This is a genomic window from Sporosarcina trichiuri (assembly GCF_030406775.1).
GTDB classification, from domain to species: Bacteria; Bacillota; Bacilli; order Bacillales_A; family Planococcaceae; genus Sporosarcina; species Sporosarcina trichiuri.
Genome location: NZ_CP129119.1, coordinates 1051763 through 1075167 on the forward strand (window position 1 = coordinate 1051763; position 23405 = coordinate 1075167).

The following is a 23405-nucleotide window of genomic DNA, read 5'->3' on the forward strand; positions in this document are numbered from 1 at the left end:
GTCCAATAGTTCAAGATTCGGAAAACTGCTGATATCGTCCCTATCTTACCAGTTTACAAGCCGGAGCGCAATCAAAATCGGAGTCCGCCGGCTGCCCGGCAGAAAGCGGGTCACTCAGTCTTGTCCGCCTGACAGACGGTCCATCTGGAAGGCGATATACTCGGTCACTTTCCTCAAGGACCGCTTCTTCGTCTGGACGATGAAGTGCGCCGAAGTCTTGTATGCGGGATAACGTTTCTTATAGAGCGTCTCGATTTCTGCGCGCGTCGATCGCTGGACGATCGGCCGGTTTTTGTCGGTTGCGATCCGCCGCCAGATATCGCGGAACGGAGCATCCAGGAAAAACACGAGACCGCCGGCCCGCATGAGTGCCCGGTTCTCTTCCCGCATCGCTGCCCCACCGCCTGTCGCAATGATACATTTCTCGTCGCGGAACGTCCGGAGGAATTCGGTCTCCATATCACGGAAACGCTCTTCCCCGTAGGTCGCGAAGATCTGAGGGATCGTCATACCGGTCTTCTGGACGATTTCATGGTCCATGTCGTAGAAAGGGAGCTTCGTATAGAAGCTGAGCCGTTTGCCGATGGCGCTTTTCCCGCAGCCCATGAATCCGACAAGATATACTTTGTTCATTCAAATCATCCGCCCTGCATCTTTGTTCTCGCTGCCTGCTCGTAGATTGTGCCCAGCGAGTCGAACGTTTCATATAGATAACTATGCCATGAAACGAATGTAAAAAGAAAGAGGGTGACGAAAAATAATAGAATAAGCGCCATCAGCATCGTTACGCCATGCTCATTCTTCAGCCAGACCAACCGCAACCCTCCTTGTCCGTTCCCTGCTGCCGGACGTCAGTACAGACACTTCCATATACTCATCTTCCAGACTGAAAACCGCTGTTTGGACGGACGTCAAGAGCGGGACATGCCCTTCATGGCCGATCCTTCTGCGGATGACATGATTGACCGTGCTGTAGTCGACGGTCTGATCGGACGCGTTCAGAACAGTGAAGGATTTCCCGTCCGCAGAGACCCGTACAGATATGACGTCAGACAGATCCCGCTGCAGGTCGACCATGAACAGCTCCCACTCGACGGCATGGCTGTCGGTCAGCTGGGTGTGGACGGTATCCTTGAATAACAGGAACAGCACGATCAGATGAAGGAAAGCCGCGGCGATCAGCAGCTGGAACAGGCTTTCGAGAAGCGTGAAACCAGATTCATCGGTTCGTGTGTTCACGATGAGCAGACCGTCCGGGTTTCCTGTTCACGCATATAGCTGACGCAAATCGCTGTCCCCTCCACAGTCCAGCTGAACAGCACGCCATCTTCTTTCCGGTACCCGGATTGCAGGCCGTATGAACGATGCAGGAGGGCTCCCTGGTACATCGTCTCCTTTGCGTACATCTCATGCTTCTTGCTTTCCAGGCCGGTCATCATCCTGAAGGAAACCGGAAGGAGCGTACCGAAAATCAGCATCATGACAGCCAGTGTGAGGATCGCTTCCGGCCAGGAGTAGCCCGTCTCATCCATCGATTATCATCCTCCCTCTCTGGAACTGAAACTTGATTTTCTTTCCGCCGCTGTCTGTCTTCAAGTAAAGGGTTCCCGTCTTCTGCATGTCACCGTTCGCCTGGAACACGATGGAACGGAACGAGCTGGAATCGTCGAGAGTGATGGACGTCGGAAAACTTGCCGGCCGAGTTTCCGGTCTATCGGAATAGACAATGGTATAGACACTGCCGTCACCGCTGAATGTCATGGAGGTCCGTGCCTTATGGGCCATGGAATATGACTGCATATGGTGGACAGCTGCCTTGAAAGCCTCGATGCCGTCCTGTTCAGTCTGTCCGGATGACCAGCCCTTGCCGACGGGAATGATCAGAAGCGTCAGCACGCCCACCACCATGAGAACGAGCAGCAGTTCCAGGAACGTCATGCCGGCTTCACTTTTCCACTTCATTCAGCCTCCGGCGCCTGAACGGTTTACTGTCACTTTGCCCGCCGTGTCTATTGTCAGACCCGAGCCGTCAGGGCATTTTGCATCCGGAGGCAAGTAATCGTTTTCGCTCAACTCCACAAGGGAGGCAGGGATCTTCTTGGTATCCATCTTGTATGCCTGCACTTGTCCTTCTACCATTTTCAGATAGGCATCGCACCCTTTTTCATCGATCGATTTCGAATGCTTCGTAACATTCGGGATCGCTACAAGGATCAGGACAGATATGATCAGAAGGACGATCATCATTTCAATCAGCGTAAATCCATCTTCATTCAGTCGTTTCTTCATTCTGGATCTCCTTTACATCGTTTTTATCATTCCATAGACAGGCAGCAGAAGCGCCAGGTAGGCTGCGATCATACAGACTGCCAGCAAGACGAACAGCGCCGGCTGGAGCATGGCGACCGCCCGGTTCACTTTCCTGTCGAGTGTATTTCCAAGCTGCTCGCTGAACAGGAGGAGTTCCTTGGACAGATGCCCGCTGTCGGCTCCGTGTTTTGCGAAAAAAGATAATTCTTTCGTCAGACCGCCCGTCAGCTGGACAGCTATATGGAACTGCTCGCCTTTTGCTGCATGGCTCCGGACCGTGTCAGCGATGTGCGCCAGCAGCGGATCAAGTTTCTGGGTGCCGAGTATCATCATCGCTTCCTGGATCGTATTCCCGGCAGCGAGAAGGTTTCCTGTTTCGGAGGCGAACAGTCTCGTCAGACGCTCTGTGAACAATTTACCGGCGACCGGCAGTCTGGTAATCTTGCGGATCCGATCCTCCGGGCTGAGCCGCCTGTAAAGCAACCCGGCAGCAAGCAGGCAGACGGCCAATGCACATATCCCGGCAAGGGCAGCATCAGGTGCTGCAGCCACAAGCCGCGGCAGGAACCGTTCCAGCCCGGTTGACGAAGCGGAACGGGCATCTGCCAACGTTTCGAAATTCGGAAGGAAATACAGTTTGAATGCCACGAGCAGCATCGCCATTGCGGTGATCAGGACAGCGGGATAGGTCGCTGCCTGTACAAACTTCTGCCGGCGCAGCTGTGCCGCTTCCATCCGTATGGAGGCCCCCCGCAGCGCTTCTGCAAGTCTGCCGTCACTCTCGGATAATTTGACGGACAGCAGGATGCGGTTCGGGAATCCGAGCATTTCGAGGATCTCTGAAATATTTTCACCTTCCCGGAAAACCTCCTCGACTTTTCGGATGACCTGCAGACTGTCCGCACAATGATGCGGCAGCAGCAGGGTGAAGCACTCATGCATCGTATAGCCTTCCTGAAGCAGCTCGGAAGCTCTCAGCAGGAATACTGGCTGGTCTTTGACGGCAGGCGGCCGTTCCGTTTTCCTGAGTGAATTCAGTCTAAGTCGAATAGACGGACGCGCTGTATTTCCGGACAAGGGCTTCCACGCCCCCTTCCCCGGCGATCAAGCTTGGTTCTTCGTTCTTCACGGATCGCTTCAGTTCTTCAAGCGGCGCATCCTGGATGATCTCAAACACTGCCCCGAGCCTGCCATCGCTTTTTCGGATGAGCCGCTGAGCGGAAATGCAGACCGCTGTCTGGCGCAGCTCTTCTGCCGAGACACCGAAATCCATCATCCGGTACAGGCAGCCCGCTGCGTCTTTTGCGTGTACGGTTGTCAGTACAAGATGGCCGGTCAGGGCGGCCTGGACAGCGACTTTCGCTGTTTCGGCATCCCGTATCTCGCCGATCATGATCACATCGGGGGAATGCCGCAGGATGGCTTTCAAGCCGGCCGCATAGGACATGCCTGCACGTTCATTCACCTGGATCTGCAGCAGATGGCGGTGGGGATTCTCGACTGGGTCCTCCAAGGTGATCACATGCCTGCCGAGTTCGTTGACGCAATGGGCGGTCAGGGAATAGATTGTCGTCGTCTTGCCTGACCCGGTCGGCCCCGTCACCATGAACAGCCCCTGCTGCTGGCTGATCGACTTCTTCAGTTGGCCTGACCACTCGGGATCCAGGCACAACTGATCGAGCGATACGATTTTGTTATGCTGCTGGATGCGGATGACAGCACTTTCATTTGTATGGATTGATGGAATTGTTGAAATACGGAAAGAAAAGTTCTGGTCGCTGAATTGTTTGTGGAATGAGCCGCTCTGAGGTTTGCGGCGATCGCTTATATCGAGGGAAGATAAATATTTGTAAAAAGAAATCATCCGGATGGCCAGCTGTGGGGGGAGCTTGCCGATCCGTTCCAGTCTGCTGCCCTTCTTGTGGAACAGGTCATAATCCTGTTCGGACGGAACCATGTGGATATCCGTTGCATCCGCTCCGATCGCCTGCTGCAGCAGCTGAAAACATTTCTGTTCAATCAGGTTGTCCTGTGTTTCCAATGCACACCCCTCTTTCTTGGACATAAGACCGCTTTATGTCTTGCCCACAGTATAGACGGTTGGCAAATGAATTGGAATGCTTTTTGCCAAACCCGCATTTTCCATACACTGAGGGGTATAATAGTTGAACTGTGTGATAATTTCATGTGAACAATCCCTCACGGATCTGTCACACCTCCGCCCTGATTTGAGTTTACTTTTCACCAGCCTATCCTTTATAATGAAGAGGAGTTTATTGTATTGTGGTAAGGAGGGACGCACTTATGGATAATATGTTCAAGCTGTGTGGTTTCTGGACAGGGATTTTCGCAGTTATGTTTTTTGTCGGTCACATGGACCAGGTCGCTCTTTTATTCGTCGCGAGCACTATCTTCTTCATGCTGCTTGGCTACATGAAGCTTACCGAAAGAATGTACTTGTACATGTTCGGCGCGTATTTGATGATCTTTACAGTCGGGTTTACGTACTATGCGACGTTCATCCATGTCCCAGGAGCCGGACACTAAAAAAAACAGCCGAACTTCGGCTGTTTTTTTAGAATCCGTTCAGGAATGGGTTGGTGTCCATCTCGAACTGCGGCGTCGTTTTCGGTCCGTGCCCCGGATAAATCCGGTAGTCCGGATCGAGCGACAGCAGCTGCTTCTCGATGGCCGTCAGCAGCTGGTGGGCATTTCCGCCCGGAAGGTCCGTACGGCCGATCCCCTGCCTGAAGAGCGTGTCGCCTGCAATCGCTGACCGGTTGTCATGGAAGACATAACAGACACTGCCCGGTGAATGTCCCGGCGTATGGCGGACTTCCATATCAAATGGACCGATCGCCAGACTGCCGTCTTTCTGCAGAAACCGGTCCGCCGGCCTGCATGAAACCGGCTCAAGCATCGGATAGTTCGCAGACCCATTCAGGTCCGGATTCTGGAGCCAGTCCTTTTCACTTTCGTGCACGTACACCGGTATTCCGTAGCGGGCGCGGATGGGCTCCAGTGCACCAATGTGGTCGAAGTGTGCGTGTGTCAGCAAAACGGCAGCCGGCACAGCACCTTCCTGTTCAACGGCCTGCTCGATCTTACCAGCTTCTTCACCCGGATCGATGATCAGGCAGGTTCCATCATCATGGATGATGAGATAGCAATTCGCCTGGACAGGGCCAAGCGGCAAAGTTTTGATCTTCACAAGAATTCCCCCTCCATCTTAGAATACGGAAAGATGAATAGGAATTCAAACAATCGTCACGTTTACAACTCGACAAATGGATTGCAAAACAGTACAATGGAAGTTGAGTATTGCTAACTAGGCATTCATCTGTTCTTTTTCGAAAGGAGTGTCATCTTTTATGAATCTTTTAATGGTTATTTTCGGTCTTATCGCAATTTTAGCTGTTGTTGGAACCGTACAGGGATTCAAAGAGCGTAACCTGCTCAGTATCGTATTCAATTTGCTGGCTGCCGTTATTTTCGGTGGGTTCACAATTGCCACCATCGTTTTCCAAGGGTATCCGCCAAGCTTGCACTAATCACATAATCCAATGAAAAAGCGCTGTCCGGCCAAAACCGGAAGCGCTTTTTTCATTGGCCCGACAAGAGAAAAGACCATCGGCAAATTGCGCTGCCGACGGTCTTTTCTCTTTATTTGCCGGTCATCTCCGGCTGATCTTTTTGCTTTTCCTCATCCCCATCTTTGAAACGGAGCAGATCACCGTTGATGATGGCATCCGAGTAATCGAGTTCTTTGGCAGCCCGCTCCATGAATGGAGCACACAATTCATTGTCCGTCGGCTCGCCTGTTTCCGCATCGTAACATACTTCATGGGCATAGACGTACTGATCCGTTACGAAGCGTCCGTCACGGAAAATCACAAAGTTCTCGTGTTCGTCTGAAAAAAGGTCAGAACCGAACTGAAGGTCGTCTTTCGAGTCGATCCCTGCTAAGTTCAGGATGGTCGGCCGGATATCCATCTGGCCGGCCAGTTCATGCATGACCTTTCCTTGCCCATTCCCCGGGATATGGATGAAGAACGGGACTTTTTGAAGGACGGTATTGTCGTAAGGCGTGAGTTCCTTGTCCAGATACATGCTCATCGCTTTGTTATGGTTTTCCGATATTCCGTAGTGGTCCCCATACATGACGATAATGGAATCATCATACAGGCCGCTTTCCTTCAGCTTATCAAACAGCACCTTGATGGATTCATCCAAGTAGCGGGAGGATTGGAAGTATTTATTAAGTGTTTTTGAATTCGATGTATATGGCGGTATGAGCATATCCTCTTCATCCAGGTCGAACGGATGGTGATTCGTCAGCGTAATCATACGGGACGCAAACGGTTTCGGCATGGTTTTCATCATCTCGACGGACTGTTCAAAGTATGGAATGTCCTTCATACCCCAGTTGACTGCCTGGCCCTCGCCGATCGTATAGCTCTGCACGTCATAGAATCGGTCAATATCCAGTGCTTTGTACATGATGTCGCGGTTCCAGAAACTGCGATTGTTCGCATGCATGACATTCGTAAAATATCCATTCCCACCGAGTCGTTCGGACAGGGAATCATACGTATTGCCGCTGTGCGTAAAGAATACGGCACTGCCGTTACGGGGATAAATCGAATTCTCGACGATGAATTCCGCATCTGACGTTTTTCCGAGACCTGTCTGATGATAGAAATTATCGAAGTAATACGTGTCCGGATCTTCGGTCAGGGAATTGAGGAACGGCGTGATGACATGGCCGTCCATTTCTTTATTGATGACGAAATTCTGCAAGGATTCCAGGGAAATGATGATGACATTCTTCCCCTTCGCCGCGCCGAACATTTCCTTGCTCGGTTCCTTTCGGCTGGCCTGCACATAGTTCTCGACTTCAGACAGCTCGCTGCCATCCGCCAGCACCCGCTGGGCATGTGATTTAGACTGCACAATCAGATCATAGATATGGTAATTGTACGTGCCGATATTCTTCACGAGGAGCTCACGGTCGAAACTTCGGGTCAGCAGCTGCGGACGCTCCGCTTCAGCCAGACCGAGATTCACCATGAACAGAGCCGCTGCGGCGATGAAATACAGACGCCGTCCCATCTTGAACTGCACGGCCGACTCTGCCGGCTGGGGAATGAACTTCACCGCCAGTGCGATGATGATCACGTCTGTAAAGAAGAAGACATCCGCCCCATGGATGTTCGCCATGACGGATGAAGACAGATCGCCGAAGTTATTTGTTTGGAACAATAGCGGTAACGTTATAAAATCACTGAAGAATCGATAAAAAACCGCGTTGGCAAACATAATCACCGAGGTGATGACGCTTACAAAAATGATGTATTGGTTACGGCGTTTCGCTGTCTTGATGAACAAGCCTGCCCCGTATATCAACAGCAGGAAACTCAACGGATTCATGAAGAGAATCAGCTGCTGCACCATGTTATCGATGCTCATGTTGAAGCTTGTCAGATAGCCGAAGTATGTCGTCAGCCAGGTTGCAATGACTGCGATTCCGAGCACTGAGTGTTTCGGCCAGTGAATTTTGCCCATTCTATCTCTTCCTTTCCACCATATCGGGATGCACGGTCTTTATACTAACGTTCGAGTATGTGAAAAAGTTTCAGACTGCACCGAACCATGGGGAAGCGGTCAGGCAGGAAGCCCCCTGCATTCACTCTCCGGCAGCCTATTCACAGTTTGCCAGTTCTCTCCGGAGAAGAAGGGAGGCAGCAAGATAGTCTTCTTTCATGATCAGAGCGTCCGCATGCAGATCCTTCAGCTCGGACTGCATCAGCAGAATATCGGCTTTCCGGTCACCTGTATAGATATATGCGCCGAAACGCCTTAAGAGTCGAACGACGTCCCAGAACTCGGTTATTCCGCTCTGCTGCATACGATCACACGCTCTTCCGTGATGATTTTGCCGACCGGGATATCGAACGGTTCGACTGGCAGCGAGGGGCCAATCTGCAACTCGAACGCGAGTGAAAGAGCATTCCCTTCATATCCCTCAAGGAAGCGGTCATAATAGCCGCCGCCATAGCCGATCCGATAGCCGTCAGATGAGTAGGCGACGCCAGGCACGACAATCAGGTCGATGTCGTCAGCCACTGCACTCTCTGTCTGTTCTTCGATCGGTTCCTGAAGATCCAAATAAACGGTTTCCAGCTGGGAGAATGAGGTGATGAACCGGAACTGCATCGTTCTGTCTGCAGGTCTGCATTTCGGTACAGCCACCCGCTTCCCCGCCTGCCAGCACGCTTCGATGATCGGTCGGGTGCAAATTTCCCTTCCGCGTGAAACCGTCAAGGCAACAGTTTCGGCTTCTGCATACTCTGACGTTCCGAAGAACCGGCCGCTGACTTCCTCGCTCATCTTGCGATAGTGCTCATCGGGCAGATCTTCCAGAAGTGACAGCACTTTTTTGCGAATTTCAGACTTCTCCATAGTACCCCTCTTCCCTTCTTATTAAAAGAAAAAACCAAAACCGGTAAAAGGTTTTGGCATGAGCAATTATTTTGTTTCGCGGTGAAGCGTCTGCTTCATTTCGCGTGAGCAATATTTTTTCATTTCAATACGTTCCGGGTTGTTACGCTTGTTTTTCTTTGTGATATAGTTACGCTCACCACATTCAGTGCAAGCAAGTGTAATATTTACGCGCATGGTTGTCCCTCCCACTCATCAGCGATAATTGAATTTTTATGAGCATGATTTATACGACTGTTCTATTGTATCATACTCAGAGATTTTGTCCAGCCTAAAAGTGAATTCCTTAAACGATCTGATTATGGTAGGATAGAGGAAAATGATACTTTCAAGGAGGGGTACTTTGTCACTTCCGATAACCCTCATGGCAATTGGGGCAGCTGCTCTTCTGATTTCCCTTCTGCTGAATGCGCGTCAGACGAAGTCAGATGAAATCGAGCAGATCTCCATCAGCCTCCATCAGGAGACAAGCCAGCTGAAGAAACGGATTAAAGCACTGGAAGAGGAGCTGATGATGGAGAGCGCGCCATCCTCCCGTCTTTCCGCATCATCAGCGCAGGAAAAACCAGTGCATTCGATCATCGTCAGCCAGATCACTGTATTACATAACCAGGGCTTCTCCGTAGAGGAGATCGCACAGCGCTCGTCCCTTCCTCCCTCACAGGTAGTGGCAGTCCTGCAGTCGAAGGGTGTGCGAGTATGATGCGGCAGCTGATGCAGCTGGCGGGAGTCATCTGTCTGACTGCCGGCGCCGTCTTGTTCTTTACCGCAGGCGACCCTGTTGATGATCAAGCGTCTGTCAAACGGCTCACAGCTGAAAACAGCGAACTGAAGCGGAATCTGTCTTCAGTGAAAGAAACACTTGCGGATGCACAGAAAGCGACACAGGCGGAGAAGAAGCAGTCTGCTTCTCCGAACACTTCTTCCGGCAAAGCCCCTCTGACCGAAGCGGCCAAGGAGCAGACACCCGAGAAAGAGACTGTCACAAAGATGATAATATCCCTGTCGCCTGGCGACACGTCGAAAGACGCCTCGGATGCACTGGAGACGGCAGGCATCGTCAAAAGCGCCTCGGAGTTCGAAGGGTATCTGAACAAGGAAGGGCTGTCCGGGAAGATTCAGATCGGCCGCCATGAGGTCGACTCATCGATGGATTTTGCTCAATTGGCAAAAGAGCTGACAACCGTCAGACAATGAAAAAAGCTGCAGGGGACTAATTCCCCTGCAGCTTTTTGCTGTCTTATTGCTGCGGTGCCTTTTTATCGGCTGCTGCATCGTACGGCGGCTGGATCTCCGGCGTTTCTGTGGAGAAGATATCACTCTCCGCCCGTTTTTTCTTCAACTCGAAGTATTCCTTCACTGCCGCCTGGACGATATCGTTGTTCGGATGCGGCGGTGTTGTGGAGGTCGACACATGAGGCACAATGACCGCATAGGCGATTTCGGGATTATCGAACGGCGCGAATCCGACGTGTGCAACGGAAACGGTCTGCGTTCCCCAGAGCGATCGGTCCTCGCCTTCGTAATAGCCCGATTGCGCGGTACCGGTTTTCCCGGCAGCGTCGAACGCTTCCCCTTTGAAGAGATCCCTGGCTGTACCGCGGGGCCCGTAGTACGTATACTTCATCCCTTTTTTCACACGGGCGATCTCTTCCGGTGTGTTATCAATCTTATTCAGGACGACAGGCTCCATCTCCTTCAGCAGTGCACCGAATTCTTTTCCGTCTTTCGACGGTTCGTACACCGACTTCAGGATACGCGGCGCAATCCGGTATCCGCCATTCGCAACAGTCGATACGTACTGCGCCATCTGGAGCGGGGTATACGTATCATACTGACCGATCGCCAAGTCGAGCAGTTTTCCGGGTTCCGCCCGGTTCGGTTCCGGCGATGATCCTGTCACCTCGCCGGGAAGATCGATGCCTGTCTTGGTGCCGAGTCCGAAAGATGCATAGCCTTCCCTCATCTTATTGAATGCATCGAAGTCGATCTTCAGGCCGCTTCCGCGGACATAATTATAGTTGGCGATATTCATCGCAATCTTGAACATGTAAACGTTGGAAGATCGGCCGATTGCTTCGACATCATCAACCGGGATCCGGGAGCTCTGGTTGAAAAGCGAGGATTTAGGCCGGCTGCCCTTGAAATAGATCGGTTCGTCGATTTTCACTTCGCCGATGCGGGCAGCTCCGTATTTGTATCCTGTCAGCAGTGTTGCAAGCTTCGCTGTGGAACCGACCTCATACGACGTGCTAAACGTGCCGAACGTGTAGTCCTGCACGCTCTGCTTGCCGGTTTCCTTATCCGTCACGACCTTCTTGCCGACCATCGACAGGACTTCACCGTTGTTCGGGTCCATCATGACGAGGAACGCCCTGTCCAGGAATCGGGAACCGGGCAGCCGTTTGGCTTTCATCAGATTATCCTCGACGATCTTTTCGAGATGCGCCTGAAGCTCCGTATCGAGCGTCAGCATCAGGTCTTTCCCCGGTTCACCTTCCCGGACGGTCTTCGTTTCAACCACTTTTCCGGTACGGTCCTTGATGTTCTTGACGACAGTTTTCTGACCTTTCAGCAGATCCTCGTAATACCGTTCAATATAACTCTTCCCTACCCGGTCATTGCGGGAGTAGCCGCGCGCCAGGAAGTAATCGAGGTCTGACCGGGGAATCCCTTCCAGCGGACTCGTTGTCGTACCGAGGATCGCACTGTCGGACAATTTGATGCGCTCCCAGTCCGTTGTTGTATTGACGCCGGGCAGTGATGCTAAATGCTCGGATACCAGTGCGAACTCACGGTCCGTCACGTCTTCACTCTTCACGATTTGAGGAGTATACGCATAGCCTGACATCATTTCGCGGTAGATTGCAAGAACTTCAAGCTCATTGTCGGTGAACGAATCCACATCCTCGTCGGTGATCCGTTCCCTCGTCAATTCAGTGATCTTGCGCTGGCCTTCTTTTTTGGTCAATTTATCATTGTTCTGGATTGCCAGCTGTTCCTTCTTGGTCACTTTCGCGGCCGCTTCCTCAGGGTGCAGGAGGATCCAGAAATCCTTCTTATCTCCGAGAGTAATGCGATTCGTCGGTTTTTCGATCAGCTTCGAAAGTTTCCGGGCGATCTCCAGCATTTCCGCTGAAGTGGTGGAAGTTGCTTTTGTGTATGTAATCGCGTTGCGCGGCTCATTGTCCACAAGCAGATGCCCGCTCCGGTCAAAGATCCGCCCCCGCGGCACACTCGTATTCACAGCGATTTCCTCTGTCCGTTCCAATAACTTTTTATAGTCTTCTCCTTTGACAATCTGCAAGTATCCCAATCGGAAAATCAGCAATGAAAACAATACGAAAATTGAAAAGAACAGGAAGTTCATCCGGAAGGAAGTCAGCTTACGCTGTCGGACTTTCGCCTGGTCGGCTTTACGCTGATTTTTCTTCACGCTTTTCCCTCCTTCGGCAAAGTGCACATCATGAGAATTATAGCATTATCCAATGAAAAAGCACACATCTTGACGAACAAGATGTGTGCTGAGTTGCATGCAGTCTTACTTATTTTCTGCGTACAGTTTTTCTACTTCGTCCCAGTTGACAACATTCCAGAATGCAGAGATGTAGTCAGGACGGCGGTTTTGATAGTTCAAGTAGTACGCGTGCTCCCAGACGTCCAGCCCGAGAAGCGGTGTTTTGCCTTCCATCAGCGGGCTGTCCTGGTTCGGAGTGGAAACGATCGAAAGTTCACCGTTGTCCAATACGAGCCACGCCCAGCCTGATCCGAAGCGTGTTTTTGCTGCGTTTGCGAATTCTTCTTTGAACTTGTCGAAGCTGCCGAATTTCTTATCGATTGCTTCTGCCAGCTCGCCCTTCGGAGCGCCTCCGCCATTTGGGGAAAGGAGCTTCCAGAACAAGGAGTGGTTTGCATGACCTCCGCCGTTGTTGCGGACTGCTGTACGGATGTCCTCAGGAACCGCATTCAGGTCTGAGATCAGCTCTTCAACTGATTTTGAAGCAAGGTCATCGTGACCTTCCAATGCACTGTTCACATTCGTTACATACGTATTATGATGCTTCGTGTGGTGGATCTCCATCGTTTCTTTGTCGATGTGCGGCTCCAATGCATCATATGCATAAGGCAATTCGGGTAATTTGTAAGCCATTACTATTCCTCCTCGAATGATTGAATTCTTTCCTGCCCTGTAAGCGTAACAAACTTCCTATGGGCATTCAATTATCTTGTCTTCAAGTAATGAATAGTATGAATACACCTATCATGACGGCCATTACAGCAGCTTTGACTGCAACCGATGTCAGGAAACCGACCAGTGACCCGATGCCCGAACGGAACGCCTGCCTGAACCCTGCCCGTGTGAACAGCAGCTCAGCGAGCACAGCACCGAGGAACGGGCCGATCAGGATGCCCGCCACCGGTATGACAAAGGGGCCGGCAAGGAGGCCGAACGTGCTTCCCCAGCCGCCTGCAGCCGATCCGCCGAACCGTTTGATGCCGAACAAGTTGGCAACCGTATCAGCGCCGAACAGAAGAATCGTGAAGAGCACCTGGATACTCCAGAACAGCCATCCCATCGAAGCGAACGAATCAAGCAGCCCATAGATCAGAAAGCCGCCGATGACAAATACCACTGATGGAATCACCGGGTAGATGAGTCCGAGAAATGCGACAGCGAAACATACGGCTGCTGCAATCCACGCAATCCATTCCATATCGTGCCCTCCCTTCCGTCAGTTACGCCCTCTTACCGAGCACAGCTTCTGCGATATTCACGGCGTGGTCGCCGATCCGCTCCAGGTTGGAGACAATATCGACGAACACGATGCCGGCCTGTGCGGAGCAGGCGCCTTCGTTGAGCCGGATGATATGGCTCTTCCGGCATTTGCGTTCCATCTTGTCGATCAGTTCTTCCTGTTTCGCAACTGCCCGTGCGATATCCAGATCATTCGTGTCGAGTGCATCCACCGCCTTCTGGACCGTGCCGACTGTCAGTTCAAACATCTCGGACAGCTCCTCCATTGCATCTTCGGAAAGCTTCACTTTGTTTACTTCCCGGAAATCGATCAGCTCGATGATATTTTCGAAGTGGTCGCCGATCCGTTCGATATCCCGGACGGAATCCATCAGTATGACGTGCCGGACCGATTCAACGGGAGAGATGTTGACAGCCGAGATCTCCACGAGATAATCGGTGATTTTCCGATCCAGATTGTTGATGGCGTCTTCAATCTGATAAGCCGTTTCTGCATGGTTCTTCTTGCTTGTTTTCAAGTAATTGAATGTCTCCCCTAATCCCTGAACAGCAAACGAGCCCATGCGGATGATCTCCTCCTTCGCCTGTCCGATCGCAACAGATGGCGACTGGTGGATGAAGTGGGGATCGAGGTGCTTCGGTTTGTATTCAATCGTAACATCTTCCCCTGGTATCAGTTTCGTGACAAAGTACGCCCAGGCACCGATGAACGGGAACTGGATGATTGTATTCACGACGTTGAAAGATCCGTGAGCGAATGCGATCTGCATCTTATCCTCGATTGCAAGGGCGCTCGTGATCCATTCGACGTAGGCGGTGAACGGTATAAGCAGAAGCATGAAGATGACTGCCCCGACGACGTTGAAGAGCACATGGGTCGCTGCCGCGCGCCGCGCTGCGACGGATGCACCGATCGATGCGAGGATCGCGGTGATCGTCGTCCCGATGTTGTCGCCGAACAGGACAGGGAGCGCCGCCTTCAAATCGATGAGATGTTCAGCATAGAGCCCCTGGAGGATCCCCACCGTTGCACTCGAACTTTGGACGATCAACGTGAACACAGTACCCGCAACCACGCCGAGCATCGGATGCTCAGACATCGAGACGGTCAGGGAGGAAAAGGCGTCAAGCGTCCGCAGCGGGGACATCCCTGTGCTCATGAGTTCAAGTCCGAGGAACAGACCGCCGAACCCGAAGATCACTTCCCCGACATGCTTGACGGTCAGTTTCTGGATGAAGAAAATGAGGAATGCACCGACTGCCATGATCGGCAGTGCATAGGCACCGACATCCAGGCCGATGATGAATGCCGTCACAGTCGTACCTATATTCGCCCCCATGATGACTCCGATCGCCTGGCGGAGTTTCATGAAGCCGGCACTGACAAGTCCGACCGTGATGACAGTCGTCCCTGAACTCGACTGGATGAGTACAGTCACGATGATCCCGACCAGGACGCCCATGAAAGGGTTCGTGGTGAACCGGTCCAGGATCGAGCGCAGCCTGTCCCCCGCCACTTTCTGGAGACCGTCGCCCATGTATTTGATGGCGAACAGGAAAATCCCCAATCCCCCGAGAAATTGAAACGCCACTTGCTGCCAGTTAATATCCATGCAATGTGAAACCCCCAATATCAATATGTATACGGTTCTATTATTGGCGTCTTATGAGGTTGTTGTAAATAGACATCCGGCAATCTTTACAATCCTTTAACATTGGCAGCCGCAAATTGCAGATTCCCGTCATTTCCTGTCCAAAAGTTCTGCGCGGATGATAAACTGACTAGTAGCATCGAAAGGAGCCATCATCTTGAAAATCCATCAGCTGTTCACGGCTTCCCTGTATGAGCCGAAAAAACTTGCAGCGTTCCGGCTGCTTCCGATCGGAAAAGTGTTCCAATACGTCTTCCTGTTCGTCTTCCTGTCGACGGCCGTATCGTTCGTCCGTTTTCTTGTGGGGGACATCGACCTGTTCGGCGCGTCGGATGACTTGATAGAGTACGCAGAAACAGTCGGGGCCCTTCTGTATCCGATCGCTTTCGTCCTTCAGCTAGCCGTCAGCACATTCTACCTGTTCCTCCGTGTCAGCTTTTTCGGCTGGCTCGGCAAAGGGCTGCTGTATGTGATGAAGCGGCGCGGGGAGTACCGGCATACGTGGCGGACTGCCGCTGTATCCATAACTGCCCCGATACTGCTGTCATTGCTGCTGGACAGTTTCCATGTCGCGGGCACTGTGAATTTCCTGGTCACCGGAGCGGTCCACCTCCTCTATATCGGAAGGGCTGTGTCGTATTATCCGAAAAAACCGGTCCCATCCGTGAAATGACCGGCATACCTGCCGCACCTTCCTGCATATAGTACGCAAAGGAGGCGGCCGAATGAGACTTCTGTTATCTGCCATTGCATTGTTTGCCATCATCTATATGCTGAAAAGCGACTTGACGGAAGGTACAATCCAGCTCGCTGCGTTTGCATCCGAAGAAGCCGGCTGTCCGGAAGTGGACAAGCCCCCCTCCATTGTTGTCACTGCTGCTGAAGGCGACACGATCGAGACACTGTTTGCACTCTACCCTGATCCGGCGGTGCCGTTCATGGATCGCCTGACTGCCTTCTATCAGCTGAACCCCCATCTGCAGAAACAGGATCCTGCCGGTGGCGAGCAGGTCAAGCTGCCGCTCGGTGATGAAATCGTCACATCTTGCACAAAACAGTAACGTACTGAGGGCAGTTCCTTGTCTTTTAGCCCGAATGGTTGATAAAATGTACAGTAGTATTGCGAAGTAAGGAGAGAGATTAATGACTGAAATGATACATCGATCCAAAACACGTCCGGTTAAAGTCGGGAATCTTACGATCGGAGGCAGCAATGAGCTGATCATCCAGAGTATGACGACCACGAAAACCCATGACGTGGAAGCGACTGTCGCAGAAATCAAACGGCTTGAAGAAGCCGGTGTCCAGGTCGTCCGCGTCGCCTGTCCGGATGAGCGTGCTGCCTATTCCATCGGAGCCATCAAAGAGCGCATCAATATCCCCCTCGTCGTGGATATCCATTTCAACTATAAGCTTGCCCTGATCGCGATCGAGCAAGGTGCGGATAAAATCCGGATCAACCCGGGCAACATCGGGAAACAATCGAAAGTGGAAGCTGTTGTCAACGCGGCCAAAGCGAAAGGCATCCCGATCCGTATCGGCGTCAATGCAGGCTCGCTTGAAAAGAAGATCCTTGAGAAATACGGCTACCCGACTGCTGACGGCATGGTGGAAAGTGCCTTGCATCACATCAAGATCCTCGAAGATCTCGATTTCCATGATATTATCGTTTCACTGAAAGCATCCGACGTCAACCTGGCGATCGAAGCTTACAAGAAAGCGGCGGCCGCTTTCGATTACCCACTCCACCTCGGCATTACGGAATCCGGCACATTGTTCTCCGGTTCCATCAAGAGTGCTGCCGGTCTCGGCGCCCTTCTTTCTGCCGGTATCGGCAACACGATGCGTGTATCGCTCAGTGCCGATCCTGTCCAGGAAGTTAAGGTTGCACGTGAACTGCTGAAAGTGTTCGGTCTGTCATCCAACGCAGCCACCCTCATTTCCTGCCCGACTTGCGGCCGTATCGAGATCGATCTGATTTCGATCGCCAACGAAGTGGAAGAATATATTTCCACTATAAAGGCACCGATCAAAGTCGCGGTGCTCGGCTGTGCCGTCAACGGACCGGGAGAAGCGCGTGAAGCAGATATCGGAATCGCGGGAGCACGCGGAGAAGGTCTGCTGTTCATGCACGGCAAGACAGTCCGCAAAGTGCCTGAGGAAACGATGGTGGAAGAGCTTAAAGTCGAAATCGACAAGCTTGCAGAGGAATACTTCGAGAAGAAACGTCAGGAAGAGAAACTGGCGGAGAGCGGCGCTGCAAATTGAGCCGCTGCCGCTTTGGGATCGACATAGACGGAACCGTAACGACGCCGTCCTCCCTCCTGCCGCATATCAATAAGAAGTTCGGCTGCAATCTTGTCCTGGATGATATCAAAGAGTATGATCTCACTGCCGCTTTCGACGTCGATCCGGTGGAGTTCCATAACTGGTACAAAGAAACCGAAGCGGAAATCTGCCTGGCTTCCTCTGTCCAGGAGAATGCCAAACGGATCCTGGAAGACTGGCGCATGCATGAGGCGGAACTCTTCTATATTTCCGCCCGCGGCGCAGAGGTCACAGATGCGACGGCGGAATGGTTCCGCCGGGAACAGATTCCTTATGATCATATCGAACTGATCGGCAGTCACAGGAAGATCGAAACTGCCCGCAAATTCGGCATCGACGTCTTCTTTGAAGACAAGCATGACAATGCGGTTGATCTCCATGAAGAACTCGGTATTCCGGTCATTCTCTTCGACACACCCTACAACCGCCTTCCGGTTCCGAAAGGGGTCATCCGGGTGCACACATGGGATGAAGCGGATCAATGGATCAGACAGCACTTTTTCGCAGCGAACGTCAATTGAAACATAAAAACTGCCCGATGCCGGAATGATGATCCGGCATCGGGCAGTTTTTTATACGGGCTATTTGCAAGAGGAGCATTTCCCATAGATCTCGAACTTGTGACCTTCAATCTCCACACCCGGCAGGTCCACGGCGAGAAGGTCCATCGGGCAGGCCGGAATATGCCGGGTCGTTCCGCACACTGTGCAGATGAAATGATGATGGTGGACACCGGGATCACAGTGCATGCGGAACTGCCGCTCTCCATTCAGCTCGGTCTCTTCCAAGATCCCGAGCTCCGAGAAGGTGGCGAGGTTCCTATAGACCGTATCGAAACTGAGACCCGGGTTATCTTTCTTCAGGAAATCACATACATGCATCGCAGGTGTGTAACCGTCCTGATGTGCCAAATACTCCAAGATCGCTTCCCTGTTCTTCGTCCTCTTGAACGAGTGTTCTTTCAGGACGACCCACGCTCTCTCTACATTCAAAGCACTTCCTCCTCCACTTTCGGCATACGCATGCCGAGCAGGCGTTTCCCCAATAGCACTGCCAGCAGGATTACGATGGCTGTCACGACGATAGCGCCGCCCGGAGCGATATCCAAGTAGTAGGCAGACACCAATCCGGCGACGACGGAGACTTCTCCGAAGAGCACGGACAGCAGCATAGCGGACTTGAAACTTTTCGCGACCTGGATGGCAGACGCGACCGGCAGGGTCATCAGGGAGGATACGAGCAGGATCCCGACGATCCTCATGGACGCCCCAATGACGAGAGCCGTCAGTACCATGAAGAGCATCTGGATCCAGCGGCCCTTGATACCGGACGCTTTGGAATAATCGGCATCGAACGAAAGGGTGAACAGTTCCTTATAGAACAGATAGATGAACACGAACACCACAAGCGCCAAGATGGTGACGACCGCCAGATCCTGCCGGCTCACCGCAGAGACGGAACCGAACAGATACCCGACCAGATCAGCGCCGAATCCTTTCGCAAGCGAAATGAAAATCGCCCCGAAGCCGATACCCGCCGAGAGGATGATCGGAATCGCCAGCTCTTCGAAATTCCGATACGCCCTCCGGAGCCTCTCGATGAGCAATGATCCCCCCACCGCTGCCGTCATTCCCAGATAGACAGGATTGAGTCCGGCAAACAAGGCGACTTGCTGGCTTAAATACAAACTTCCCGCAATCCCCGCTAAAGACACATGGCTCAGAGCATCTGCGATCAGCGCCAGGCGCCGGACGACAATGAATAAACCGAGCATCGGTGCGATGATTCCGATGATGATCCCTGACAAAAAAGCATTTTGAAGAAATCCATAGGTTGCCAATGCGTCAATCATCGGTTCCCATGCCCCCTTTCTGATGCAGGAGACGAACAGGATGGCCGTACCACGTCGACAGGTCACGATCCCCGAGCTTTGCGAAATCCCGGCGTCCGCCGTGGAAATGCATCGTCCGGTTCAGGCAGGCGACGTGTGACGCCAAGTCCGTGACCAGATCGATTTCATGGGAAACCAAAATTATCGCGATTCCCGAGTCACGATTCAGCCGCTCCAGCATAGTATAGAAAGAAGCCGAGTTTTGCTGGTCGATTCCGACTGTCGGCTCATCCATGATCAGAAGTGCCGGCTGTGCAGCGAGAGCGCGGGCGATGAATACCCGCTGCTGCTGGCCGCCGGAGAGTTCTCGGATATTGCGGGCGGCGAAATCCGCCATCCCGACTTGCTGCAATGCAGTGATTGCCGCCTCAGTATCCTCTTTTGTAAACCGTTTGAAGAGCCCTCTTTTCTTGGTCAGACCGCTCCTCACCACTTCGAGCACCGTTGCCGGAAACCCGCTGTTGAACGAGTTGGCCTTTTGCGACACATAGCCGATCCGCTCTTTGCGATCGGCGGAGCCTGCAGGCCGGCCGAACAGCTCGATCGTACCGCTTCCTGGCTTCATAAGGCCGAGCAGCAGTTTGATGAGCGTGGATTTCCCTGAACCGTTCGGGCCGATCAGCGCCCAGAATTCTCCCGGCTCCACGGAGAATGTAATATCTTTCAAGACAGTCGAACTGCCATAACTGAACGAGACATCTGTCAGTTTCACTAAACTCTCTGGCATACCATCATCCTTCTATTAAATAGTAACGGTTACGATTACTCGTCTGATTATATACGATTGGCCGTTCGCTGACAAATAAAAAGAAAGTTGGGTGGCATATTGGATTATACAAAGTTATTGCTGGAGATGAAGAAACGGTCGGATGAAGACATGTTCAAGCTGTCCCGGAGTTATGGACTGGATTTCTCCGTAGAAGAAATCCGTCAGCTCCGGCCGCTGCTGGATGAAATATCGATGCATTGGATCCTGACGGGCGTCCCGGAGACATTCGTATCGAAAGTGTCTAATGTCATCGGGGAACAGCGCACCCATCAGATCCTTGAAAACTATCTGAACATGAAAAAGTGAACAGGAGGCCCTCCCTCAGCCGGGATGGGCCTCCTGTTCTGATGAAATTCATACGTCTGATGCTTCACCGAGAAGAGCATCCCTGTGCGCAGTCGTGAACTCACCGCTTCTCAGCATGCTGATCTCTTCTTTATAAGGCGCTGTCTTATTCTTCTTATCCACTCCGATGAACGGCGTTTCCAGGATCTTCGGAACCGATTTGAAAGAAGGATGATGGACGATGTAATGGAGCGGTTCGAATCCGATGTGGCCAAAACCGATATTCTCATGGCGGTCCTTCCCCGCCCCGCGCACATTTTTGCTGTCATTCACATGGATGACAGAAATGCGGTCCCGCCCGATGAAGTGATCGAATTCTTCCAGCACACCTTCGAAGTCATTGACGATATCGTACCCCGCGTCATGCACGTGGCACGTATCGAAGCAGACTGAAAGGCGCTCGTTATTTTTCACGCCATCGATGATGCGGGCAAGTTCTGCAAAACTGCGGCCGCATTCCGTTCCTTTGCCGGCCATCGTTTCAAGTGCAATCCTGACAGTTGAATCCGACGATAGGACCTCATCCAGCCCTTCGATGATCTTGGCGATCCCCTTGTCCGTCCCTTCCCCTACATGGGCACCTGGATGGAGAACGATCTGATCCGCGCCGAGCGCTGCGGTCCGTTCGATCTCGGACTGCAGGAAATCGACACCTAACCGGAATGTCTCCGGTTTCACGGTGTTTGCAATATTGATGATATACGGGGCATGGACGACCATCGAGGACAGTCCGTTCGCTTCCATATGTGCACGGCCTGCGTCGATGTTCAGTTCATCGATGGCTTTCCGGCGCGTATTCTGAGGTGCTCCTGTATAGATCATGAATGTGGAGGATCCGAAAGCGGCTGCATCCTTGCTTGAACCGAGCAGCATCTCTTTCCCACTCATGGATACATGCGATCCGATTAAAATTGGCTGTTCTGTCATTTTTTCTTCGTCAGTCTCCTTTGCCGTTTTTTGAACCGTTCCACTTCCTGAGCGCGTTTCTTTTTATAGCCGGGTTTCACTTTTGTTGGTTTTTTGATCATCGCGGCGGCTTTCTTATCGATTTCATCCTGCTCTTTCGGGCGGTTCTTCCTGGAATGGCGTTCTTTCAGCTGCACCCATTCACCGTTCTTCACATCTTCATGGACGAACGGCACGCCGAGTTTCTCGATTTTGACGATCGCATCGTCTTCGGATGGGTCGTAGAGTGTGATGGCAATCCCTTCTAAGCCCGCACGTGCCGTCCTGCCGACACGGTGAATGTAGAATTCAAGGTCTTCGGGGAGCTCATAATTGATGACATGGCTGACCCCGGGGATGTCGATTCCGCGTGCTGCGAGATCGGTCGCCACGATGAATTGGTACTCCAGGTCACGGATCTGCTTCATCATCCGTGTTCTTTCCCGGGCATTCAGGTCACCGTGCAGTTTCCCGGTCTTAATGCCCTGGCCCGAAAGGTAGGATGCCAGTTCGTCCGCATTCTGTTTCGTATTGGTGAAGATGATCGCAAGGTATGGGTTGATGCTTTCAAGTACCTGGACAAGTTTCTTCCTCCGGTCCATCCCCCGTACGGGCACGAGTGAATAATGCATCCCTTCCGTCAGCGGCTTTTTCGCATCGAGCTGGACGTGCATCGGTGAATCCATGTATTTCCCGAGGAAAGGTTTCAGTTTTTCAGGAATGGTCGCAGAAAAGACGTACATTTCCAGATCATTCGGCATTCTGGAAGCGAATTGATCGATATCTTCGATGAACCCCATGTCGAATGCGAGGTCGGCCTCATCGATCACCAGGATGCTGGCTGTATGGATTGCGAGGGATCCCGTCTCGGCCATATCCCGGATCCGTCCCGGCGTTCCGATCACGATGTGCGGATTGGATTTCAGCTTGTCCGCGGATCGTTTCTTATCCGTCCCGCCGATCAGGAGAAGGGAGCGGATTCCGGAGTTTTCCGTAAGCTTCTTCAATTCGTCGGACAGCTGGATTGCAAGTTCCCGTGTAGGTGCGGTGATCACTGCCTGCAGCTGGTCTTCATTTGGAATGATGCGCTCTGCAATCGGAATCAGGAAACTATGCGACTTCCCTGTTCCTGTATGTGCCTGTCCGATTGCGCTCGTCCCTTTCAGGATCAGCGGGATCATCTCTTTCTGTATGGGAGTGGGACTTGTGAATCCGAGTGATTCGATCGCGTCGCGAAGGAATGGCTTGAATTGGTAATCAGTGTATCTAGACATGTTCGATGTCCTCCTATCATTCGTTCATTGTAGCATGAAATGGTGACGTCTGTTCGTTTTTTCGCATAGGATACCGTATAAAGCCAGTATGCTTCAGAAAGGAGTCTGTTATGAGATATCAGTCGTTTTATCCATTTGCGAACCAGCAGCGCTACGCACAGGCAAGTCCGCAGCCTTATCAGCAGTCTATCCAGCAGCACCAGCCATATACGTCTCAGTCCCAGCCAGGACAGCCGGATCAGCAGAATGCATTTCAGGGGTTTTCCCCTTTCAGCATGAACCATCTGATGGGAGGAGCGCCCCAGCAGCCCGGAAATGCTCCGCAGGCCCGCGGATCTTCAAAACCGGAGATGTATATGGAGACCGCCAACCGTCTCATCACGACAGTCCAGCAGTATGCCCCGATCGTCCAGCAGTTTGCACCGATGATCCAGAACATCCCGGCGATGTGGAAGCTGTATCGCGGGTTCCAGTCCCTGCCTGATACGGGCGCTGCAGCAAGTGCCGCAAGTGCTGCCTCATCGGTGAACCGGACGGCAGCTGCAGCCGGACCGCGGCCTTCTGTTCCGAAAGTGTTCCAGCCACCGATCTAAGACTTTGAACCTTTCCCTCAACTCCGCTATAATGGACTGTA

32 protein-coding genes are annotated in these 23405 nt (G+C 52.2%); 10 read left to right on the forward strand and 22 right to left on the reverse strand.

Features of this window, described 5'->3' with window-relative positions:
* Window positions 1-114 precede the first annotated feature (114 nt).
* The 8 genes from QWT68_RS05580 to comGA are packed head-to-tail and all read right to left on the reverse strand — an operon-like array spanning window position 115 to window position 4351.
* Window positions 115-633, reverse strand: coding sequence for a shikimate kinase (locus QWT68_RS05580; protein ID WP_040286602.1), 519 nt, complete (start codon window positions 631-633; stop codon window positions 115-117).
* A 5-nt stretch (window positions 634-638) separates the two neighbouring features.
* Entirely contained in the window at window positions 639-815 is a 177-nt protein-coding gene (locus QWT68_RS05585) for a hypothetical protein (protein ID WP_179860769.1), read from the reverse strand.
* Window positions 796-1239, reverse strand: a complete 444-nt coding sequence (comGF, locus tag QWT68_RS05590) for a competence type IV pilus minor pilin ComGF (RefSeq protein ID WP_290150097.1) — start codon at window positions 1237-1239, stop codon at window positions 796-798. Before comGF ends, QWT68_RS05585 begins: the two co-directional genes overlap by 20 nt.
* On the reverse strand, window positions 1236-1532 hold the full coding sequence (locus QWT68_RS05595; RefSeq protein WP_290150100.1) for a hypothetical protein: 297 nt from the start codon (window positions 1530-1532) through the stop codon (window positions 1236-1238). Before QWT68_RS05595 ends, comGF begins: the two co-directional genes overlap by 4 nt.
* A complete protein-coding gene (comGD, locus tag QWT68_RS05600) occupies window positions 1525-1962 on the reverse strand; it encodes a competence type IV pilus minor pilin ComGD (RefSeq protein ID WP_040286605.1) in 438 nt (145 codons plus the stop codon). The genes QWT68_RS05595 and comGD overlap by 8 nt, the downstream gene beginning before the upstream one ends.
* The gene (comGC, locus tag QWT68_RS05605; RefSeq protein WP_040286606.1) at window positions 1963-2289 is read right to left on the reverse strand and encodes a competence type IV pilus major pilin ComGC; all 327 of its coding nucleotides are present in this window, start codon (window positions 2287-2289) and stop codon (window positions 1963-1965) included. It lies immediately after the preceding gene.
* Window positions 2290-2301: 12 nt separating this feature from the next.
* Window positions 2302-3387, reverse strand: coding sequence for a competence type IV pilus assembly protein ComGB (comGB, locus tag QWT68_RS05610; protein WP_290150105.1), 1086 nt, complete (start codon window positions 3385-3387; stop codon window positions 2302-2304).
* A complete protein-coding gene (gene comGA, locus QWT68_RS05615) occupies window positions 3350-4351 on the reverse strand; it encodes a competence type IV pilus ATPase ComGA (RefSeq protein WP_290150107.1) in 1002 nt (333 codons plus the stop codon). Before comGA ends, comGB begins: the two co-directional genes overlap by 38 nt.
* Before the next feature lie 263 nt (window positions 4352-4614).
* Between comGA and QWT68_RS05620 the strand changes: the two genes are divergently transcribed.
* Window positions 4615-4857 (forward strand): DUF2626 domain-containing protein, encoded by a 243-nt coding sequence (locus tag QWT68_RS05620; protein WP_040286609.1) that lies wholly within the window; start codon window positions 4615-4617, stop codon window positions 4855-4857.
* Between the two features lie 28 nt (window positions 4858-4885).
* Here the strand turns inward: QWT68_RS05620 and QWT68_RS05625 are convergent, their stop codons facing one another.
* Window positions 4886-5521: an MBL fold metallo-hydrolase gene (locus tag QWT68_RS05625; protein ID WP_290150109.1), complete on the reverse strand. Its 636-nt coding sequence runs from the start codon at window positions 5519-5521 to the stop codon at window positions 4886-4888.
* 160 nt (window positions 5522-5681) lie between these two features.
* On the opposite strand from QWT68_RS05625, the gene QWT68_RS05630 reads away from it, so the two are divergent.
* On the forward strand, window positions 5682-5861 hold the full coding sequence (locus QWT68_RS05630; RefSeq protein WP_025784750.1) for a DUF2759 domain-containing protein: 180 nt from the start codon (window positions 5682-5684) through the stop codon (window positions 5859-5861).
* A gap of 112 nt (window positions 5862-5973) precedes the next feature.
* On the opposite strand, the gene QWT68_RS05635 is transcribed toward QWT68_RS05630, so the two are convergent.
* The 4 genes from QWT68_RS05635 to rpmG form a co-directional block, all read right to left on the reverse strand.
* Window positions 5974-7875, reverse strand: a complete 1902-nt coding sequence (locus QWT68_RS05635; protein ID WP_290150114.1) for an LTA synthase family protein — start codon at window positions 7873-7875, stop codon at window positions 5974-5976.
* Between the two features lie 136 nt (window positions 7876-8011).
* Window positions 8012-8218, reverse strand: a complete 207-nt coding sequence (locus tag QWT68_RS05640) for a YqgQ family protein (RefSeq protein ID WP_040286612.1) — start codon at window positions 8216-8218, stop codon at window positions 8012-8014.
* On the reverse strand, window positions 8200-8772 hold the full coding sequence (locus QWT68_RS05645; RefSeq protein WP_040286613.1) for a 5-formyltetrahydrofolate cyclo-ligase: 573 nt from the start codon (window positions 8770-8772) through the stop codon (window positions 8200-8202). The genes QWT68_RS05640 and QWT68_RS05645 overlap by 19 nt, the downstream gene beginning before the upstream one ends.
* 66 nt (window positions 8773-8838) lie before the next feature.
* Window positions 8839-8988 (reverse strand): 50S ribosomal protein L33, encoded by a 150-nt coding sequence (gene rpmG, locus QWT68_RS05650; RefSeq protein ID WP_082023335.1) that lies wholly within the window; start codon window positions 8986-8988, stop codon window positions 8839-8841.
* A 166-nt stretch (window positions 8989-9154) separates the two neighbouring features.
* Here rpmG and QWT68_RS05655 point away from each other — a divergent pair, with 166 nt between their 5' ends.
* Both QWT68_RS05655 and QWT68_RS05660 read left to right on the forward strand, forming a co-directional pair.
* Entirely contained in the window at window positions 9155-9514 is a 360-nt protein-coding gene (locus QWT68_RS05655; protein WP_040286614.1) for a hypothetical protein, read from the forward strand.
* Window positions 9511-10008, forward strand: a complete 498-nt coding sequence (locus tag QWT68_RS05660; RefSeq protein WP_052461778.1) for an MltG/YceG/YrrL family protein — start codon at window positions 9511-9513, stop codon at window positions 10006-10008. Before QWT68_RS05655 ends, QWT68_RS05660 begins: the two co-directional genes overlap by 4 nt.
* Window positions 10009-10051: 43 nt before the next feature.
* On the opposite strand, the gene QWT68_RS05665 is transcribed toward QWT68_RS05660, so the two are convergent.
* From QWT68_RS05665 to QWT68_RS05680, 4 genes are all read right to left on the reverse strand, one after another.
* Window positions 10052-12181, reverse strand: coding sequence for a peptidoglycan D,D-transpeptidase FtsI family protein (locus tag QWT68_RS05665; protein ID WP_082023385.1), 2130 nt, complete (start codon window positions 12179-12181; stop codon window positions 10052-10054).
* 171 nt (window positions 12182-12352) lie between these two features.
* Complete coding sequence (gene sodA / locus QWT68_RS05670) at window positions 12353-12961, reverse strand: superoxide dismutase SodA (RefSeq protein WP_040286616.1); 609 nt, start codon at window positions 12959-12961, stop codon at window positions 12353-12355.
* A gap of 82 nt (window positions 12962-13043) precedes the next feature.
* Entirely contained in the window at window positions 13044-13526 is a 483-nt protein-coding gene (locus QWT68_RS05675; protein WP_290150123.1) for a DUF456 domain-containing protein, read from the reverse strand.
* Between the two features lie 22 nt (window positions 13527-13548).
* Window positions 13549-15180: a Na/Pi cotransporter family protein gene (locus QWT68_RS05680; protein ID WP_290150124.1), complete on the reverse strand. Its 1632-nt coding sequence runs from the start codon at window positions 15178-15180 to the stop codon at window positions 13549-13551.
* A 196-nt stretch (window positions 15181-15376) separates the two neighbouring features.
* On the opposite strand from QWT68_RS05680, the gene QWT68_RS05685 reads away from it, so the two are divergent.
* The 4 genes from QWT68_RS05685 (at window position 15377) to QWT68_RS05700 (ending at window position 18068) form a co-directional block, all read left to right on the forward strand.
* The gene (locus QWT68_RS05685; protein ID WP_290150125.1) at window positions 15377-15892 is read left to right on the forward strand and encodes a DUF1189 family protein; all 516 of its coding nucleotides are present in this window, start codon (window positions 15377-15379) and stop codon (window positions 15890-15892) included.
* Window positions 15893-15944: 52 nt separating this feature from the next.
* The gene (locus tag QWT68_RS05690) at window positions 15945-16280 is read left to right on the forward strand and encodes a hypothetical protein (RefSeq protein WP_040286620.1); all 336 of its coding nucleotides are present in this window, start codon (window positions 15945-15947) and stop codon (window positions 16278-16280) included.
* Window positions 16281-16362: 82 nt separating this feature from the next.
* Window positions 16363-17487, forward strand: coding sequence for a flavodoxin-dependent (E)-4-hydroxy-3-methylbut-2-enyl-diphosphate synthase (gene ispG / locus QWT68_RS05695; protein WP_290150129.1), 1125 nt, complete (start codon window positions 16363-16365; stop codon window positions 17485-17487).
* Window positions 17484-18068, forward strand: coding sequence for a 5' nucleotidase, NT5C type (locus QWT68_RS05700; RefSeq protein ID WP_040286622.1), 585 nt, complete (start codon window positions 17484-17486; stop codon window positions 18066-18068). The genes ispG and QWT68_RS05700 overlap by 4 nt, the downstream gene beginning before the upstream one ends.
* A gap of 60 nt (window positions 18069-18128) precedes the next feature.
* On the opposite strand, the gene QWT68_RS05705 is transcribed toward QWT68_RS05700, so the two are convergent.
* The 3 genes from QWT68_RS05705 to QWT68_RS05715 are packed head-to-tail and all read right to left on the reverse strand — an operon-like array spanning window position 18129 to window position 20165.
* Window positions 18129-18539, reverse strand: coding sequence for a Fur family transcriptional regulator (locus QWT68_RS05705; protein WP_040286623.1), 411 nt, complete (start codon window positions 18537-18539; stop codon window positions 18129-18131).
* Window positions 18536-19399, reverse strand: coding sequence for a metal ABC transporter permease (locus QWT68_RS05710; RefSeq protein ID WP_040286624.1), 864 nt, complete (start codon window positions 19397-19399; stop codon window positions 18536-18538). The genes QWT68_RS05705 and QWT68_RS05710 overlap by 4 nt, the downstream gene beginning before the upstream one ends.
* Window positions 19392-20165 (reverse strand): metal ABC transporter ATP-binding protein, encoded by a 774-nt coding sequence (locus tag QWT68_RS05715; RefSeq protein ID WP_040286625.1) that lies wholly within the window; start codon window positions 20163-20165, stop codon window positions 19392-19394. Before QWT68_RS05715 ends, QWT68_RS05710 begins: the two co-directional genes overlap by 8 nt.
* A 99-nt stretch (window positions 20166-20264) precedes the next feature.
* Between QWT68_RS05715 and QWT68_RS05720 the strand changes: the two genes are divergently transcribed.
* Window positions 20265-20513: a hypothetical protein gene (locus tag QWT68_RS05720; protein WP_040286626.1), complete on the forward strand. Its 249-nt coding sequence runs from the start codon at window positions 20265-20267 to the stop codon at window positions 20511-20513.
* Window positions 20514-20561: 48 nt separating this feature from the next.
* Here the strand turns inward: QWT68_RS05720 and QWT68_RS05725 are convergent, their stop codons facing one another.
* Entirely contained in the window at window positions 20562-21479 is a 918-nt protein-coding gene (locus QWT68_RS05725; RefSeq protein ID WP_179860770.1) for a deoxyribonuclease IV, read from the reverse strand.
* A complete protein-coding gene (locus QWT68_RS05730) occupies window positions 21476-22771 on the reverse strand; it encodes a DEAD/DEAH box helicase (RefSeq protein ID WP_290150134.1) in 1296 nt (431 codons plus the stop codon). Before QWT68_RS05730 ends, QWT68_RS05725 begins: the two co-directional genes overlap by 4 nt.
* A 110-nt stretch (window positions 22772-22881) precedes the next feature.
* Between QWT68_RS05730 and vrrA the strand changes: the two genes are divergently transcribed.
* Window positions 22882-23364, forward strand: a complete 483-nt coding sequence (vrrA, locus tag QWT68_RS05735) for a VrrA/YqfQ family protein (RefSeq protein ID WP_290150136.1) — start codon at window positions 22882-22884, stop codon at window positions 23362-23364.
* Window positions 23365-23405: the final 41 nt, after the last annotated feature.